Source organism: Malaciobacter mytili LMG 24559 (assembly GCF_003346775.1).
Taxonomy (GTDB): Bacteria; Campylobacterota; Campylobacteria; order Campylobacterales; family Arcobacteraceae; genus Malaciobacter; species Malaciobacter mytili.
The window spans coordinates 1,152,387-1,170,740 of record NZ_CP031219.1 but is presented as its reverse complement, the minus strand read 5'-3'; the positions used below and the strand labels follow the sequence as shown (position 1 = coordinate 1,170,740).

Annotated in this window: 15 protein-coding genes; 11 read left to right on the top strand and 4 right to left on the bottom strand. The window is 22.9% G+C overall.

Translation table 11 applies throughout. The features are described from left to right. Nucleotides 1–72 precede the first annotated feature (72 nt). The 10 genes from AMYT_RS05975 to AMYT_RS05930 all read left to right on the top strand — a co-directional run bounded on the left by AMYT_RS05975 (nt 73) and on the right by AMYT_RS05930 (nt 11,614). Entirely contained in the window at nt 73–831 is a 759-nt protein-coding gene (locus tag AMYT_RS05975) for an MlaA family lipoprotein (RefSeq protein WP_114841642.1), read from the top strand. 3 nt (nt 832–834) lie between these two features. Next, nucleotides 835–1,410: an MlaC/ttg2D family ABC transporter substrate-binding protein gene (locus AMYT_RS05970; protein ID WP_114841641.1), complete on the top strand. Its 576-nt coding sequence runs from the start codon at nt 835–837 to the stop codon at nt 1,408–1,410. Then, complete coding sequence (locus AMYT_RS05965; protein ID WP_114841640.1) at nt 1,407–3,887, top strand: efflux RND transporter permease subunit; 2,481 nt, start codon at nt 1,407–1,409, stop codon at nt 3,885–3,887. Before AMYT_RS05970 ends, AMYT_RS05965 begins: the two co-directional genes overlap by 4 nt. Before the next feature lie 76 nt (nt 3,888–3,963). After that, nucleotides 3,964–5,571, top strand: coding sequence for a sensor histidine kinase (locus AMYT_RS05960; RefSeq protein WP_114841639.1), 1,608 nt, complete (start codon nt 3,964–3,966; stop codon nt 5,569–5,571). A 54-nt stretch (nt 5,572–5,625) separates the two neighbouring features. After that, entirely contained in the window at nt 5,626–6,192 is a 567-nt protein-coding gene (locus AMYT_RS05955; RefSeq protein WP_114841638.1) for an LOG family protein, read from the top strand. Between the two features lie 312 nt (nt 6,193–6,504). Continuing rightward, nucleotides 6,505–6,912, top strand: coding sequence for a ModE family transcriptional regulator (locus AMYT_RS05950; protein WP_114841637.1), 408 nt, complete (start codon nt 6,505–6,507; stop codon nt 6,910–6,912). Between the two features lie 56 nt (nt 6,913–6,968). Further along, nucleotides 6,969–9,287 carry an EAL domain-containing protein gene (locus AMYT_RS05945; RefSeq protein WP_114841636.1) on the top strand — a complete coding sequence of 773 codons (2,319 nt, stop codon included), beginning with the start codon at nt 6,969–6,971 and terminating at the stop codon, nt 9,285–9,287. Nucleotides 9,288–9,298: 11 nt separating this feature from the next. Then, entirely contained in the window at nt 9,299–9,676 is a 378-nt protein-coding gene (locus AMYT_RS05940; RefSeq protein ID WP_162919477.1) for a response regulator, read from the top strand. A 4-nt stretch (nt 9,677–9,680) separates the two neighbouring features. Beyond that, nucleotides 9,681–10,310 (top strand): HAD family hydrolase, encoded by a 630-nt coding sequence (locus AMYT_RS05935; protein WP_114841634.1) that lies wholly within the window; start codon nt 9,681–9,683, stop codon nt 10,308–10,310. A gap of 41 nt (nt 10,311–10,351) precedes the next feature. Beyond that, on the top strand, nt 10,352–11,614 hold the full coding sequence (locus AMYT_RS05930; RefSeq protein WP_114841633.1) for a response regulator: 1,263 nt from the start codon (nt 10,352–10,354) through the stop codon (nt 11,612–11,614). On the opposite strand, the gene AMYT_RS05925 is transcribed toward AMYT_RS05930, so the two are convergent. Genes AMYT_RS05925 through AMYT_RS05910 form a run of 4 tightly spaced genes read right to left on the bottom strand, consistent with a single transcriptional unit; the run spans nt 11,611 to nt 17,383 of the window. Then, nucleotides 11,611–12,723, bottom strand: a complete 1,113-nt coding sequence (locus tag AMYT_RS05925; RefSeq protein WP_114841632.1) for a sensor histidine kinase — start codon at nt 12,721–12,723, stop codon at nt 11,611–11,613. The genes AMYT_RS05930 and AMYT_RS05925 overlap by 4 nt on opposite strands. Before the next feature lie 59 nt (nt 12,724–12,782). Next, nucleotides 12,783–14,657 (bottom strand): sensor histidine kinase, encoded by a 1,875-nt coding sequence (locus AMYT_RS05920; RefSeq protein ID WP_114841631.1) that lies wholly within the window; start codon nt 14,655–14,657, stop codon nt 12,783–12,785. A gap of 9 nt (nt 14,658–14,666) precedes the next feature. Further along, nucleotides 14,667–16,322 (bottom strand): sensor histidine kinase, encoded by a 1,656-nt coding sequence (locus AMYT_RS05915; RefSeq protein ID WP_114841630.1) that lies wholly within the window; start codon nt 16,320–16,322, stop codon nt 14,667–14,669. Beyond that, nucleotides 16,316–17,383: an FIST signal transduction protein gene (locus AMYT_RS05910; protein ID WP_162919476.1), complete on the bottom strand. Its 1,068-nt coding sequence runs from the start codon at nt 17,381–17,383 to the stop codon at nt 16,316–16,318. The genes AMYT_RS05915 and AMYT_RS05910 overlap by 7 nt, the downstream gene beginning before the upstream one ends. A 210-nt stretch (nt 17,384–17,593) precedes the next feature. Here AMYT_RS05910 and AMYT_RS05905 point away from each other — a divergent pair, with 210 nt between their 5' ends. Continuing rightward, complete coding sequence (locus AMYT_RS05905; RefSeq protein WP_114841628.1) at nt 17,594–18,346, top strand: hypothetical protein; 753 nt, start codon at nt 17,594–17,596, stop codon at nt 18,344–18,346. Nucleotides 18,347–18,354: the final 8 nt, after the last annotated feature.

Genomic DNA, 18,354 nt, shown 5'->3' with positions numbered 1-18,354 from the left:
ATAAATTTCTTTTAATTGTTTTTTTGCATATTTTAACTATAATATTCGCCCAACACACATAAGGAAAAAGATTTGAGAAGGATAAAAGTTGTATTAATATTTTTTTTACTATGTTTTTATGCAAATGCACAAGAAATTAATAGTAAAGAATTTAATGTTAATAATCAGTTTGAAGAGTTTTCAAATGAATTTGAGTCACCAAAAGAGGATTTTGATCCACTTGAAAGATATAATAGGGCAATGACTTCATTTAATGATACTTTTTATGTTTATATTTCTAAACCTGTTATTACAACATATAAAGATGTAGTACCTTCACCAGTTAGAACAGGTGTTTCAAACTTTTTTACAAATCTTGGGTTTCCCATTAGATTTATAAATAATTTGTTACAACTTAAATTTCAAAATTCATGGGAAGAGCTACAACTATTTTTATTAAATAGTACATTTGGAGTTGCAGGTTTAATTGATGTTGCAAAAGAAAATAACTTTGATTTAAAACATCATCATGAAGATTTTGGACAAACATTAGCTACTTGGGGAGTAGGAGATGGTTTTCCAATTGTTTTACCATTTTGGGGTAATTCTAATCTAAGGGATTTTTTAGGATTTTTAGTTGATGACTATGCAAATCCGTTAAAAAATGGACATTCTTCTTTTTATTTAGCAAACTCATTTGAAGAGAGCTTGGCTTTAAGAAGTTATAAATTAGTAAATAATTCATCTTTTACTTTAAAAGTTTATGAAAAAATTAAAAAAGATGCAATTGATTTATATCCTTATTTAAAAGAGCTACATAAACAAAAAAGAGATAAAGAGATAAAGGAATAATCAATGTTAAAAAAATTTATTACTATTTTATTATTAACAACATCCCTATTTGCTATGCAAAAAGAAGATATAAAAGAAAATATGAGTAAAAATATTTATAATGTTTTAGAAATATTAAAAAATAAATCTCTTTCAAAAGAACAAAAAGGTAAAGAGATTATAAAAATTATGGATACTTCATTTGATTATCAAATTATGTCTATGTTAGCTTTAGGTTCTAATTGGAAGAGTATTTCAAATGAACAAAAATCTAACTTTTCTAAAGCTTTTGAGATAAGATTAAAAGATTCATATATTGATAAATTAGAATTATATACTAATCAAAAAATGCAAATTAATGAATTAGAAGAGATTAAAAATAGATTAGTTTTAAAAACTCTTTTAGTTGGAGAAAAAGAAAATTTTCCTATTGATTATAAATTTTATAAAAATAATAAAAATAATCAATGGTTTATTTATGATGTAAATATTCTAGGAGTAAGTATTATTCAAACATATAGAACTCAATTTGAACAATATTTAAAAGATAAATCTATAGAGAGTCTAATAGAATATCTTAAAACAAAAAATGAAGTATGATAAAAAAATTTTATACAAATATATTATTTAAAAACCCTAAAAAAATTCTATTTTTAGTATTTTTATCAATAGCTTTTTTAGGTTTTTATGCAACAAAACTTGAAATAGATGCTTCAGCTGAAACTTTATTATTAGATGATGATAAAGATTTAGCTTTTGCAAGAGAAGTTTCTAAAAATTATAAAAGTGAAGATATTTTAGTTATTACTTTTACTCCAAAAGATAAAGACTTATTATCTAATAATAATCTAAAAACAATTAAAGATTTAAGTGAAGATATTTTAAAACTAAATAAAACACAAAGTATTATTTCTATTTTAAATGTACCTTTATTTCAGTCTCCTACAGCTCAACTTCAAAAATTAGTTGAAGAAGTTAAAACATTAGAAAATAGCAAAGATATAAATAAAGCACTTGTAAAAAATGAATTTTTAACTTCTGCAATTTATAAAAATAGTTTAGTAAGTAATGATTTTGAAACAACTGCAATTATTATAAATCTAAAAAGAAATGAACAATTTTTTACTTTAGTTGAAAAAAGAAATGACTTATTAAGCAAAAAAAGAGAAAAAAATATCTCAAAAGATGAACTAAAAGAACTTGAAAAAGTAACTTTAGAGTTTAAAGAATATAGAGATAAACAAAGAATTTTAGAACATAACTATATAAAAAATATTAGAGTAATTTTAAAAAAATATAAAAATGAAGGAGTTCTATTTTTAGGTGGTGTAAATATGATAGCCACTGATATTATAAGCTTTGTAAAAAGTGATTTAGTAATTTATGGTTCTACTTTGATTTTATTGCTAATAGGTATTTTATGGGTTATTTTTAGACAAATTAGATGGGTTGCTTTATCTGTTTTAATTTGTAGTTTATCAGTAATTGCAACAAGTGGAATGTTGGGATTTTTTAATTGGGAAGTAACAGTTATCTCTTCTAATTTTATCTCATTACAGTTAATTATTACTATTTCTATTATTTTACATTTAATTGTAAGATATAGAGAACTAACAATTACTTATAAAAACTCTTCACATAGCAAGATTATTTTAAATACTATGTTATCAAAATTAAATCCATCTTTTTTTGCAATTATTACAACAATAGCAGGATTTGGTTCACTATTATTATCAAATATTCAGCCCGTAATTAATTTAGGCTGGATGATGAGTACAGGAATTGCTATTTCACTTATTATTGCATTTATAGTTTTTCCAACTATTTTAATTTTATTAAATAAAGTTTTACCATATAAAACATTTGAAAATAATCTTCACTTTATAGATTATGCTATAAAAATAGTAACTTCTAAGGGTAATACTATTTTAATAGGAAGTATTATACTTATTGCTTTTGCTTTAACAGGTGCTTCAAAATTACTTGTTGAGAATAGCTTTATCTCTTATTTTAAAAAAGATACAGAGATATATAAAAGTATGAAAGTAATTGATCAAAAACTAGGTGGAACAACTCCTTTAGATATTATTATTAATTTTAATGAAACAAAAAAAGAAGAGAACAGTAAAAAAACTTCAAGTGATGATATATTGGCTTCTTTTGAAGATGAATTTAATCAAACAGAAAATAATGAACAATATTGGTTTACTGAACATAGAATGAATATGATTATTAAGGTTCATGATTATTTAGAAAGTATTCCACAAGTGGGAAAAGTTCAATCTTTAGCAACAATGTTAAAAGTTGGAAAAATCTTAAATAACAATGAAGAGTTAGATTCTTTTAAATTAGCACTTTTATATAATAAATTACCAAATGAATATAAAGCCATAGTATTAGATCCATATATAAATATTCAAAAAGACCAAGCAAGAATTACACTTAGAATTATTGATTCTGATGATAATTTAAGAAGAGATGAATTACTTAAAAAAATAAATTATGATTTAAAAAATGTAATCAATGATAATAGTGTTGAATATAGATTGTCAAATTTAATGGTTTTATATAATAATATGCTTCAATCATTATTTGATTCACAAGTTAAAACTTTGGGATTTGTAATTTTAACTTTATTTATAATGTTTATAATTTTATTTAGATCTTTAATGCTAGCAACCATTGCTATATTAGCAAATATTGTTCCTATTTCTATTATTTTTGGAATTATGGGTTGGCTAGAGATACCTTTAGATATTATGACTATTACTATTGCTGCTATATCAATTGGGATTGGAGTAGATGATACAATTCACTATATTCATAGATTTAAAACAGAATTTAAAAAAGATCATAATTATATTGAAGCAATGAAACGTTCACATAAAACTATTGGTTTTGCTATGGTTTATACTTCAGTTGCAGTAATGGTAGGTTTTTCAATTTTAGTTTTATCAAATCTAATTCCAACAATATACTTTGGATTATTAACAGTTATAGTTATGGCTACAATTTTACTTTCAGCAATATTACTACTTCCAAGATTGATTATACTTTTTGAACCTTTTTCAAAATAGAAAAAATTCTATTTTGAAAATAATATTTTTTTTTACTTTTAAGTAATTTTAATATTTATTTTATTAAAATTTAAGTATGAAACAAAAAGATATAAAACCAGAAGATATTATAAATCTCATTGATGACTTAATTTTTTTAAAAGACTTAGATGGAATTTATCAAAATTGTAATAAAGCCTATTTAGAATATTTTAATAAAAATATGAATGAAATTGTTGGTAAAAATGATTTTGAAATTTTTAATAAAAAAACAGCAATGAATTTTATTCAATCAGATACTGAACTCTTAAAAAATAAAATCACTAAAACATATGATGAAAGAATTTATAATAAAGAAGAAACAATTTATTTAGAAACAATAAAAACAATTATTTATGATAAAAAAAATAATCCCATAGGAATTTTAGGAATATCAAGAGATATTACAATAAGAAAACAATATGAAATTTTATATCAAGAAAATCAAACTATCTTTGAGATGATAATAAAAAAAGAACCTTTAGAAGAGATTTTAAATACTATAATAAATTTTGTAGAAGAAAAATGTCCAAATGTAATGTGCTCAATTTTATTTTTAAATAAAGATAAAAAAAGAATTGAAAAAGCAATTGCACCTTCCTTACCAAACTCATATATAAAAAATATTAAAGGTATTAAAATTGCAGCTGGAGTGGCAGCTTCCGGAACTGCTGCTTTTTTAAAAAAAAGAGTGATTATCAAAAATATCAATACTCATCCATACTGGCAAGCATATAAATACATAACCAATGAAGTAGGAATAAAAGCCTGTTGTTCTCAACCAATATTTTCAAGTATTGATGAAATCTTAGGAACTTTTACTTTTTATTATAAAGAATCTAAACGCCCCTCTTCTTATGAATTACGACTTATTGATTCTTTTTCACATTTATGCAGTATTGCTATGCAAAAAGATATAGATGAAAAAGAGTTTAAAGAGAAAAATTTGCTTTTAATTCATCAATCCAAAATGGCTAGCTTAGGAGAAATGCTAGAAAATATTGCCCACCAATGGAGACAACCTCTTTCCCTTATTTCTACTTGTGCCTCAGCTGTTAAAATTCAAAGAGAAGTTGGAGTTTTAAATGAAGATTTAGTTGATGAAGCCTTAGATAATATTTTGAATTCAACTAAATATTTAACTAAAACAATAGATGATTTTAGAAGCTTTTTTTTAAAAAATAGAAGCAAAAAAGATTTTTTCATAAAAAAAACCATAGAAAAGGTATTAAATCTAACAAGTGCAAAGTTTAAAAATAAAGAGATAAATTTTATAAAAGATATTGAAGATTTACCTATTTTTGGATTTGAAAATGAGTTATTACAAGTTTTAATAAATATTTTAAATAATGCAGAAGATGCATTGATTTTAAACGATATTAAAAATAAACTTATTTTTATAAATGTCTATAAAAAAAATAATGATTGCATAATAGAAATAAAAGATAATGCAAATGGTATTCCTCAACATATAATTGAAAAAGTTTTTGAACCTTATTTTACAACAAAGCATAAATCTCAAGGAACAGGAATTGGATTATATATGTCACAAGAGATAATATCAAAACATATGTATGGAAAAATAGAAGTAAAAAATACTAACTTTTTCTTTGAAAATGAACAATACTATGGTGCCTTATTTAAAATAACCCTTCCTTTAAAGTAACTCTAATTTAAATTAATTATTATATTGCTTTTACAATTTATAAAAAGGTACAAAGTGAATATAGCTATTTATTGTGGTTCAAAATTTGGTGATAAACAAATATATAAAATAAAAGCTTTAGAAGTGGCTAAAACTTTTGCAAAATATAAATTTAATATGGTTTATGGAGGAAGCATAGCTGGAATTATGGGAATAGTTTCAAATGAAGCCTTAAAACTTGGAGTTGAAGTAACAGGGGTAATTACTTATGATTTAGAAGATAAAGAAATTGCCAATAAAAACTTAAAAACATTATATAAAGTTGAAACTATGAGAGAAAGAAAAGCTATGATGGAAAAATTAAGTGATGCTTTTATTGCTCTTCCTGGAGGATATGGAACTTTTGAGGAGATATTTGAGATTATGTCAAATACTCAAATAGGAATGCATAAAAAACCTTGTGCTTTTTATAATGTAAATGGATATTATAATAGTTTAATGCAATTTTTAAAAAATTGTGTTGAAGAAGGCTTTTTAACAAAAAGACATTATGATATGATAATCTTTTCAGATGATATAGAGGAAATTTTTCAAAGAATAATAAACTATACTCCTCCTAAATCTAAATGGGAAGATAATTAATACTTTGTTAATCTTTTGTTACAATTTTGTTAATATTAAATAGTTAGAATTTTAATCAAGCAATATACTTTCAATCACAGTATATTCTCTCCTTGATAAATGATAGAATATAAAAGAGGAAACTGGCTCCTCTTTTATAACTTAAAACTATATTCTCTTTTCTTACTGTTAAGAAAATTAACATATTTTATATTTTATATACAAAAACACTATATTAAGTTCGTTATATATTTATTATAATATATAATAGATTGAATACTTATTCATATAAGTTTTTTAATTAAGATTTTTTAAATCTTAATAGAGGTAAAAATGAAAAAACTAGATAATATACAAACAGATTTATTAATGACAAATTTAGATGAAGAAGGTAAACTATCTTGTCTAAAGGCCTTTAAAGTTGCAAGACTAATAGGTATGAAACCTAAAGATATGGCAGAAATTGCAAAAAGTTTAGATATAACTATAACAAATTGTGAATTAGGAGTTTTTGGAAAACTTACATTTTCAGAAATGGATGATAAAATTTATAATTCACTAACTAAAAATACCACTGAAAATAAAAAAGTTGAGTGTGAAATTGCTTGGAAAGAAGCACAAGCAAAAGGTGCAACACTTAAAAAAGTAGGTTCTACAATAAAAAATTCTGATATTAAAGTTACCCATTGTCAATTGGGTTGTTTTTATGATGAAGAGTTTGAAAAATTCAAACATGATTAAATTTAACCTTATTTATGTATAATAAATAATTATTATATTTTCTAAAGGTTTATAAATTGCCAATAAATATACTTCTTATAGAAGATTCTAAATCATATAGTAAAGCACTAAGTGTTTTACTTGAACAAAAAAATTATAAAATAACTCCAGCATATACTTTTGCAGACTCACAAAAGATATTAAAAAACCAAGCTTTTAATTTTATTATTTTAGATTTAATTCTTCCAGATAAAGAAGGAGAAGAATTAATAAAAGAACTTTCATTACTTGAAAACAATAAAAACTCAAAAATAATTGTATTAAGTGGTGAACAGGATATTCAAAAAAGAAACTTTTTATTTGAACATGGGGTTGTTGATTATCTGTCAAAACAAGCACCCTTAAAAGACTTAGTAGAAGAAATAGATACTATTATAAGTGATATTTTAACAAATAATAAAAGTTCTATTTTAGTAGTAGATGACTCCTCTTTTGTAAGAAAAACAATGAAACTTGTTTTAAGCGTTAAAAACTATAATATTCTTTTAGCAGCAGATGTACAAGAGGCTTTAGAGATATTAAAAAAACAGCAAGTAGATTTAATTTTTTCAGATTTAGAGATGCCCAATATTGATGGAATAGAATTTATAAATATTTTAAAAAAAGATATAAATACAAAAGATATTCCAATTTTAGTTCTATCAGGAAGTAAAGATAGAGAAAGCTATGCCAAGGTTTTAAAACATGGAGCAATTGATTTTATAAGAAAACCTTTTTTAAATGAAGAAATATTATTAAAAGCCAACTTACATATAAAACACTCTAAACAAATACAAGAAATAGCAAATCAGGCAAAAGAGTTAAGTGAATATAAAAGACTTTTAAATGAAAGCGATATTATAAGTAAAGCCAACCCAAAAGGAATTATCACTTATGTAAATGATAATTTTGTAAATATTTCAGGATATACAAAAGAAGAACTTTTAGGAAAACCTCATAACATAGTAAGACACCCAGATATGTCTTCTTTAATTTTTAAAGAGATGTGGGAACATATAAAAGAGAAAAAAACATATAAAAATATTATAAAAAATAGAAAAAAAGATGGAAATGTTTATTATGTTGATGCAACTATTTCTCCTATTTTGGATATAAATGGAGAGATAAAAGAGATAATTGGAATAAGACATGATATAACTGATATTATGAATCCCAAAAGACAACTTTTAGATGATTTAAAATATATAGAAAATCCTATTTTAATCTTTTTAGAGATTGTAAATTATAAACTTTTTCAAGATTTTTATTCTGAAACAATTATGCATCAATTTGAAGAAGAACTTGCAAAAAAACTACTTGAATATTTTCCTGAATATAGTGGATTAAAAAAAGTATACAATTTAAGCAATGGTTTATTTGCTTTACTTAAAAATCAATACTTAGAATCAAAGTATATCGATATTTGTTTAGGAGAAGTTATAAAAAACTTTAAAGAAAAAGGTGTTTTATTTAGAGATAATATTTATGATATGGAAATTTGCTTAAGTTATTCAAATGAAAAATCTTATATTTATGATGATGTAAGTTTAGGAATAAAATATGCAATAGAGACCAAAACACAAGTAGTATATGCAAAAGATTTTTATAGAAGAGCTCAAATTGAAGCTAGAAAAAAACTAAAAATTCTTCAAATGATAAAAGATGCCCTTGCCAATGATAATAGCTGCTTTGAATCACACTTTCAAGGTATTATTGATAATAATACACAAGAAATAGTAAAATATGAATCTTTAGTTAGATTAAAAAACAAAAATGAAGAACCTTTAACTCCTTATCATTTTTTAGAATTATCTAAAAAAACAGGTTATTATACAAAAATCACAAAAAAGATAATTGAGAACTCTTTTAAAGCTTTAAAATTAACAAATAAAGATATAAGCATAAATCTTTCTGGAACAGATATAGAAAATATTGAAATAAGAAATTTACTTTTAGAATCAGTTATGAAAGAAGAATTTAAAGGAAGAATTACTTTTGAATTATTAGAAGATGAAAATATAAAAGATTTTAATATTATAAAAGATTTTATATCTTTAGCAAAATTAATGGGAAATGTAAAAATAGCAATTGATGATTTTGGTTCTGGATATTCTAATTTTGAAAGATTATTAGATTTTCAACCTGATTTTCTAAAAATAGATGGTTCCTTAATTAAAAATATTGTTAATGATGAGTTTAGTAGGCATGTTGTTGAAGCTATTATTCTTTTTGCAAAGAAACAAAAGATTAAAACAGTTGCTGAATTTGTTGAGAATGAAGAGATATTTAATAAAGTAAAAGAGTTAGGAATAGATTACTCTCAAGGATACTATTTCCATAAACCACAAAAGTTATAAAAGGAAAAACAGTGCAAGATAAAATTAATAAACTAAAAGAGCTAAAACTACTTTTTGTTGATGATGAAGTTTCAATACAAAATGCCTTATCTAATATCTTAAATAATTTACAAGTAAATTTTTTTATAGCAGCTGATGGAGAAGAAGCTTTAAAAATTTTAGAAGAAAATAAAGATATAAACTTTGTAATAACAGATATAAATATGCCTAATATGAATGGCTTACAATTAATAGAAGAGATACAAAAAAACTATAAAAATATTGAGTTTATAATACTTTCAGCACACTCTGAAACTCCTTACTTAAAAAGAGCAAATAGCTTAAATATTAAAGGTTATTTAGTAAAACCTATGGATATTATAAAACTTATAAATACAATAGTGGATTAGTAAATTGAAAAAATATATTTTATTTGATAATGATGGTGTTTTAGTTGAAACAGAGGCTTGGTATTATCAAGCAAATTACGATATTTTAAAAACTTTAGATATTCATTTAGCTTTTGAAGAGTATCAAAAGATTATGATTAGAGGTGGTACAGCTTGGGAATTAGCTTTTAATCAAGGATATTCTTTAAAAGAAGTTGAAAATCTTAAAGAAAAAAGAGATGAATTATATCAACACTATTTACAAACTAAAGATATTACAATTGCTGGAATAAATGAGACATTAGAAGAACTAAGTAAAAAATATAAAATGGCAATAGTTACAACATCAACAAGAGTTAATTTTGAGTTAATTCATAAAAATAGAGGTATTACAAAATATATGGATTTTATTTTATGTGTTGAAGATTATGAAAGAGCAAAGCCACATCCAGAGCCATATTTAAAAGCCTTAGAAAAATTTAATGCAACTGCAAATGAAGCTATTGTTGTGGAAGATAGTCAAAGAGGTTTAGACTCAGCATATAGTGCAAATATAGATTGTATTATAGTAAAAAATGAGTTTACTAAAAGTCATAACTTTAATAAAGCAAAACATTTTATAGATAAGTTCGAAAATTTAAAAGAACTTTTGTAAATATATGATAAAATTTAATATTAAACTATAAAGAGACCACTATGATTAATGTAGAATTTCTAAAAAAACTTACTATTTTATATGTGGAAGATGAAGATGTAGCTAGAGAGAAACTAGCTAAAACCTTAAATAGATTATTTAAAAAAGTCTATTTAGCTCCAAATGGACTTGAAGGTTATATTCAATTTCAAAAACTTCATCTTGCAAAAACACCTGTTGATCTTGTTTTAAGTGATATAAATATGCCTAAAATGAGTGGTATTGAGATGTTAGCACAAATAAGAGAACTAGATAAGGAAGTTCCATTTATTTTCACAACAGCAAGATCTGAATCTGAAAATCTTTTAAAAGCGATTGAATTAAAAGCAAATCACTATATTTTAAAACCTATTGATATGGAAGATGTTGTTTTAAAATCTCAAGAAGTTTGTCAAAAAAAATATTATGAAAGAATGCTTTTATTAAAAAACCAAGAATTAGAACAATATTTAAAAGCTTTAGATAATGTTGCAGTTGTTTTAAAATTTGATGAAGAAGGAAATATTACTTTTATAAATAGTTCATTTTTAGAATCATTTGATAAAAATGAAGATGAAATTTTAAATACAAGTTTTAGAGAGTTAATTCATACAGATATTTCAAAAGAAGTTATAGATTCACTATTTGAAATAATAAATAAAAATAAGATTTGGGAAGGTGATTTAAAATACTTAAGTAGTGATAATAACCCTTTTTATGTAAATAGCACTATTTTTGAAATAGAAGAGAACAATAAAAAACTTTTTATTAATATTGGATTTGTATCAACAAAAGAGAATTTAGAAAAAAGGGAATTTAAGAAAAAAGTACTTAAAAATATTCAAGAACAAAATCAAAAGATTTTAATTTATAAAAAAGAAGTTGAAGAATTAAGACTTAAAATATCAAAATATGAAAATATTATAGTTTTACTAAAAGAAGAAATTGAAAATGAAAAAAAGAAAAATCAAACAAGGCTTAATCAATTAAAACATTTAGAAACTGAAAAATTAACTTTTGATGAAAAACAAGAACATATTTTAAAAGCTAAAAATAAACAGTTTGAAGACTATAGAATTATGCTAGCAAAAGTAAAAAAAGAAAAAGAAGCTTTACTTGAAAAAACACATGTTTTAGAAAAAGAACTTCTTGAAAGGAAACTAGATATAGAAAGAAAAGAAGAGATGCTAGAATTAAAAAGAAAAAGAATTGAAGATTTAAATGATGTGGTTAAATATAGAGAAATCCAGCTTAAAAAGCTAGATCCTTCTATTATATTAAATTAACTTTTAGAAGGTAAAACTAGGATAAATTTAGCTCCTCTTGAGCTATTTTCCAGTTTTAAATCTCCATTAAAACTTGTTTTTACAACAAGTTTTACCATATATAATCCTGTTCCTGTACCTTTTTCTTTTGTAGTAAAATAAGGATCGAAAATTTTATCTAAATTATCTTCTTTAATTCCACCTGCGGTATCTTCAAAAACTAAAATCGTATAATTTTTATTTGAACCAGCTGATATTTTTATCTCTCTTTCTTCTATTTTTCTTTCAATAAAAGCATCTTGTGCATTTGTTAATAGATTTAATATAACTTGTTCTAATTCAGAATCAACTCCAAAAACAGTCTCCTCTGATACATCAACATTTACTTGTATATTATTATTTTCCAATTGTTTTGAAAGTAATTCTAAACTTGTATCAATAACTTTTTTAAGTTCAAAAACTCTTTTTGATTTTTTTGGATTAAAAAAGTCTCTAAAATCATCAATTGTTTTACTCATAAAATCTATATTTTTTTTAGTATTTTTTGTAAATTCATCTATAAATTCATCATTTATTTCCCCAAATTTATATGAGTCTTTTACATCATTACAATATAAAGAAAGAATATTTAAAGGTTGTTTTAATTGATGGGCAATAACCCCTATCATTTCTCCCATTGTTGCCATTTTAGCTTGATGAATTAATATCTCATTTTTTTGTTCAATTTCATCTTCTCTTTTTTTACTTCTTTCAAAAATATCAATATAAACTTTTAATTTTGCATCAAGTAAAATATCATCAATAGGTTTAGTAATATACTCTATTGCACCAATATCATACCCTCTTCTTTTATACTCATCTTTATCATAAATTCCAGTAATAAAAATCAAAGGAATATCTTTAGTTTTTTCGATACCTTTTAAATACTCTGCAAATTCAAATCCATCAATTTCTGGCATTTGAATATCTGTAAGTATTAGATTTATCTCATTTTTCATTAAGATTTCCATACCCTCTTGAGCACTTAAAGCACTATAAATATCCACATCAAAACTATCTTCTATCATCATTTTTAAAGAGTGAATATTTTCAGCTACATCATCTACAAGTAAAATACTAAACTTTTTCATAATAAAACCTTTTAAAGTTATCTATAAATATTTTAACAAATATTTAAAACAATATATATTTAATTCTTTTTATAATCTTCTTTTATATATTCTATTAAACATTCGTTTTCAAAAGGAAACTCAAATAACTTATCATATAAGTTACTTTCAATATTACCTAAAGCTATAATTTTTAAATTTTTATTTATCTGTTTAATCTCTTCTAATTTTTTATTTTCTTGTGCTTGTATAATCAAATATATTCTATCTTCAAAACTTCCCAACTCATCTAAACTTTTAATTTGTTCTAAATTTATAAAAGTTTGCTTATTTAAAGCAACCCCTAATTTGAAAAAAAGTAAAGGATTATCATTTAAAATAAAAACTTTTATTTTTATACAAGGATTGTTTTGGTTTTTATTTTCTAAAGAAAAAGAGCATAACTCAAGATTTTCTTCTTGCTTTTTTATACCAATTTTACTTTTATCTTGTTTTTTAAAAAAGAAAGTAAAAGTACTTCCCGCATCTTTTTGACTTAAAACTTTTATATCACCTTCTAAAAGCTTAGCTAACTCTTTAGAAATAGCAAGTCCCACACCCATACCATTAAATTTCCTTGTAGTAGAAGCATCTAATTGCTTAAAAGTAGTAAAAATTTTATCAATATCTTTAAAATCAATTCCAATTCCTGTATCTATTACTTCAAAATAGATATTATTTTTATCATCTTTTAAAGTGATATTTATACTTCCTTCTTTTGTAAATTTTATTGCATTACTTATTAGATTTCTACAAACTTGGTTAAATCTTCTTACATCAATTATTTGTTTTGAGTTACTTAATTGTACGTTATAGTTAAGTTCTAAAGATTTTTCATTTATAACTTCTTTATACGAAGAAATTAAAATATTAAAAAGAACTTGCAAATCTACTTCTTCAAAATTTGCTTTTACTTCTCCTGCTTCTATTTTTATTAAATCTAAAATATCTTCAATCAATAGTTTTAATTCTGCTGAAGCTTTATTTATTATTTTTAAATTTTCAATTGTTACCTCATCATATTTATTCTCTTTATTTTTAATCATAGTTGAAGAGATAAGTGAGATGGGATTTAAAGGAGTTTTTAACTCATGACTAATATTTGCCAAAAAGAAATTTTTATATTCATATGCTTCAAGTAACTCTTTTTTTTGTTTTTTTAATATGACATTTAATTTTGTTAAACTTTCAAAATCTTCATAAATTTTCTTTGACATATAATTAAAACTATCAGTTAATACATTTAATTCTGTGTGATAATTGTTTTTAATATTAGTATCTACAAATACCCTATTTCTACCATCAAGATGCCTTGTAGCTTCTATTAAATTTTTTAGAGGTTTAGTGATAATTTTTTTAAGAAAATAATTAAACAATAAAAACAAGACAAATAATTTTAAAAATGTTATTGCTACTATTAAAAAAATATTTTCTTTAATCATCTCATAAGGTGTATCTTTTGAATAATAAAAATCAACTACTGCTAGTTTTTTTTCACCTAATTTTTTGCTATTTTCTATAAAAAAAGTAAATTTTTCTAAAGAATCATTAAAAATAACTTCTTCTTTATTTTTTAGTAAATATAAAGTATATTTTTTTTCTTCAAAAGGTAATACTCCAATTCTACTTATAATCTCTTCATCTAAACTTTTTATAGAAATACCAATAATATTCTTTGAGTTTAAAATAGCTTTTATATCCTCATTTATCTTTTTTATATCCAAATTCCAAATACTTGTTTGTAAAATCTTTTCAAAAGAGTTTTTAGCAATATTTAACTCTTTTATTATATTATTATTTACTATTTTATACTGCATATATATTTCATAAATTGTAAAAATAGTTGCAATAAAAAAATACCAAATAAATATTTTTTTAAATACTAAAAAAGATAAAGAGTTTTTAAAACTATACATATTACCCTCTTAATCCAAATTCTTTTTTTTTGCTTTTACTAAGTTTTGAACTCGTTTTACAAAAGAAATATCTATACTATTTCTTGAAATATTAACATCTATATCTTCAATTTTTTCATCACCTACTGCAACAAATAAAGTATTATTTTTCTTTGCAACTTTTATTAATTCTTTAATATTTTGTTCTTTTGAGTTTTCAATATCAATTATTAAAGCATCAAAAATACTATTTTGTAAAACTTTTTGTGCATTTTCAATAGAGTTTGTATGTTCAATGTTTACTCCATCTTTTTTAAATGCAACTAAACTTGAAAAAAGTGAACTATGATCACCATTAATTATTAAAAGATTATTTAATCTATTTATATCCACTTCTTCTATTGTTTCAAGCTTAAGGCTATCTTCCATATTAAAAAATACAATTTCATCTGTTTTTACAGTCTCTTCCCCACTTGAAATATCAACTTTATCATCAGAAATATTTTTAATAATTGCTTTTTTAGGTAAAATTACTTGAAAATCACTTCCCATATTAACTTCACTACTTACTTTAATATCTCCGCCTAAAAGATGAGCTAATTCTTTAGAAATTGCAAGTCCAAGACCTGTTCCGCCATACTTTCGAGTAGTGCTTCCATCTGCTTGTTTAAATCTATCAAAAATATTTAAAAGTTTATCTTTTGAAATACCAATACCCTCATCAATAACTGAAATAAAGATATTTTCGCTATCTGCTTTTACTTTTATTTCAACTTTACCATTTTCTGTAAATTTAAAAGCATTACTTAAAAGATTTTTTATAATCTGTTTTAATCTTGATTCATCTGTTAAAATATCTGTATTATCTATCTCAAAAGTCTTTATAAATTTTAAATTTTTTTCATCAGAAAGTGGTTTCATACTTTCATATAAGTTATCAATTAAAACTTCAATATTTACTTTTTTTAAATTTAAGGCTAATTCCCCTGCTTCAATTTTCGAAATATCTAAAATATCATTAATTAAAATAAGTAAATCATTACCACAGTTATTAATAATATTCATATTTCTTACTTGTTCTTCATCTAATTTACCTTTTTTGTTTTTTTTCATAACTGATGAAATAACAATAATAGAATTTAAAGGAGTCTTTAATTCATGACTCATATTTGCTAAAAAGTCATTTTTATATTTATTTGCTTCTATTAACTCTTTTCTTTGTCTTTCCAATTCTAAAGCTAAAATCTTTAGTTTTTCATTTCTTTTTTTCATAATTTTTACATTTAAACATGAGTCAATACTAATATTTAATTTATGAGCTAGACCTTGAAACATAGAACCTAAAAAACTCATATTCATATTTTTTTTGCTATATATAAAAAACATTATTCCTCTATCTAAAGGAAGAATTAAAACCCTTTGAGTAGGATTGTTTTTATTATCTAAGATATTAAAACTATCGTATATATCTTTATACTCTTCAATATTAAAATCTTTAATTTTACCAATACTAATTATTTTATTTAAACTTTTTTTTGTTTCATCATATAAATAAAAAGTTCCATAAAGTGCAAAAGTTTCATTTATAAAAGTTTTTAAAACTTCTTTTAACATCTCTTTTAAATCTAAACTATTTCCTATTGCACTATGACATTTATATGTTAAGGCTAATTGTTCTACTAACATAAGGCACCTACAATACAAGTTTTATTATAAAAGTTTATGTTCATATCATTGTTGTTTACAATTTCCCCTAAAGTTAAAAGACCAATTAAAAGCTTTTCATTAATATTTTCTTTTATTATTTCTATCTCATTTTTATGATTTTCATCTAAAAATAATCTTCTACTTACACACTCAAATAAAAAAACTGCTTTTTGTTTATTATTACAATTTTCCACTGCTTTTAATGCAGCTTTTTTAGATGCTTCTATAACCACATCCTTTTCACCTTTTAAAAAGTTTATAATAGAATTTTGAGGTATTGAAGAACCTAATACTAAAGATTTATCTTTATTTATTTTTATTATTTCTTTTACTAAAATTTCATTATCAAATTTAACTAAACCCAAAGGATATGTTTTTAAATAAGTTTCTAACTCTTCATCTAAAATAGTTTTATTTAAATCTTTTTCAATCATACTTTTATAAAATTCATATGCATTTATATAATCTATTTGAAAAAGAGTATTTTCTTTACTTAAAGTTGCAATTGCTTGTTCTTGCATTAAACTCCAACCATGTTCAAAACCTACTTTTATTTTATTTTCTAAACAAATTATTAAAGCTGCCTCTTTATAAATCCCTTCATTTGAAAAAATATTCTCTTTTTGTTCAAAAGGAATTTTTCCAGCTCCTCCACCTATTACTTGTGTCTCAGGAGCTAATAATTCATATAAAGAATCCAAATAAGAGTTTATATTTAAACTTAAGCCATCTACAAATGTAATTACTGAATTTATATTTTCAAAGTCATCTTCTTTTAATGTTAAATTATTTATATCTTGTTGAAGAAAAACTTTTTCATTTTTATTTAATTTATAAGCTATTAAGCCCTCTTTATAACTTATTGTATCTAGAATAATTTCTGGGAATATTGCCCCATATGCTTCAATTTTTGAATTTTTTAATAATGAAATATAAAACTTACACTCTTGTGCAATAAAAAGTAAATATCTATTATTATCCCCTTTACAATCCCTTACAAAAGTATCTAAAGTTTTATAATATTTTATGTCGATACTCATTGTAACTCCTTTCATTACAATACAGTATAACATCATAGAATACCTTACAATGTTATTTTACTAAGTAATAGTATCATAAAAGTATCAAAATTATTAAATTTTCCTAGCTAAATTATAATCTTTTTTATTTTAAGTGAAAAAAAAGACAAATAAGCTATGTAAGTGAAAAAATTAGATAAAATTCCACAAGATTTAATAACAAGGAAACTGATGCAATATTTTGGAAAATTCGAAACTAAATATGAAGAACTATTTTTAACAGAAAGTTATCTTTATATCAATAAAGACGAAGAAGATATAATAACAGCCAAAGAATTAAAAGAGTTAATAAACAATACTAAATTAAGAAAAAAAAATATTATTGGAACAATTTTTTTATATAATCCTTTAGTTACACCAGTAGGTTATGATTCTAATAAGTTTTTATTAGAACAAGATTTTAATGATTTTTCTAAGTTAATAGAGATAAAAATAGAGACATATTTAACTGTTTTTAAAAATGCTATGAAAAAAGAAGAGTTTAAAGGAAAAGTTGTTGAAATAAGAAATCTATTTAATTTAAATGAAAAAAATATTGATGCTTCTAACCTATTAGTAAAATTTAATAGTGATTTAGAAAAATATAATTCAAATCAAAATACTGAATTTGATAGAGATATTATGTATCTTGATGCACAAAATTTAATTCCTAGTGGAAAGTTTGTTTTCTTTTCTTGGGGAGAAAAAATAAACTCAAAAGAGTTTCCTTATATAGATGATTATGCTAGAGCTATTTATACTAATGCCTTAAAACTTGGGAAAAAAGTAGCTTTTGTTTATAAAAAAGAAAAATCACTAGAAGGTGCTATTAGCTTACTTCAGTTTGCAACACCTATGCAAAATTTAAAATATAAAGCTTCAATTACAGAAGCAATAAAAGAGTCATTTAAAGAGTTTCCACCACAAATAACTCCTTATATTTAAAAGTTTTA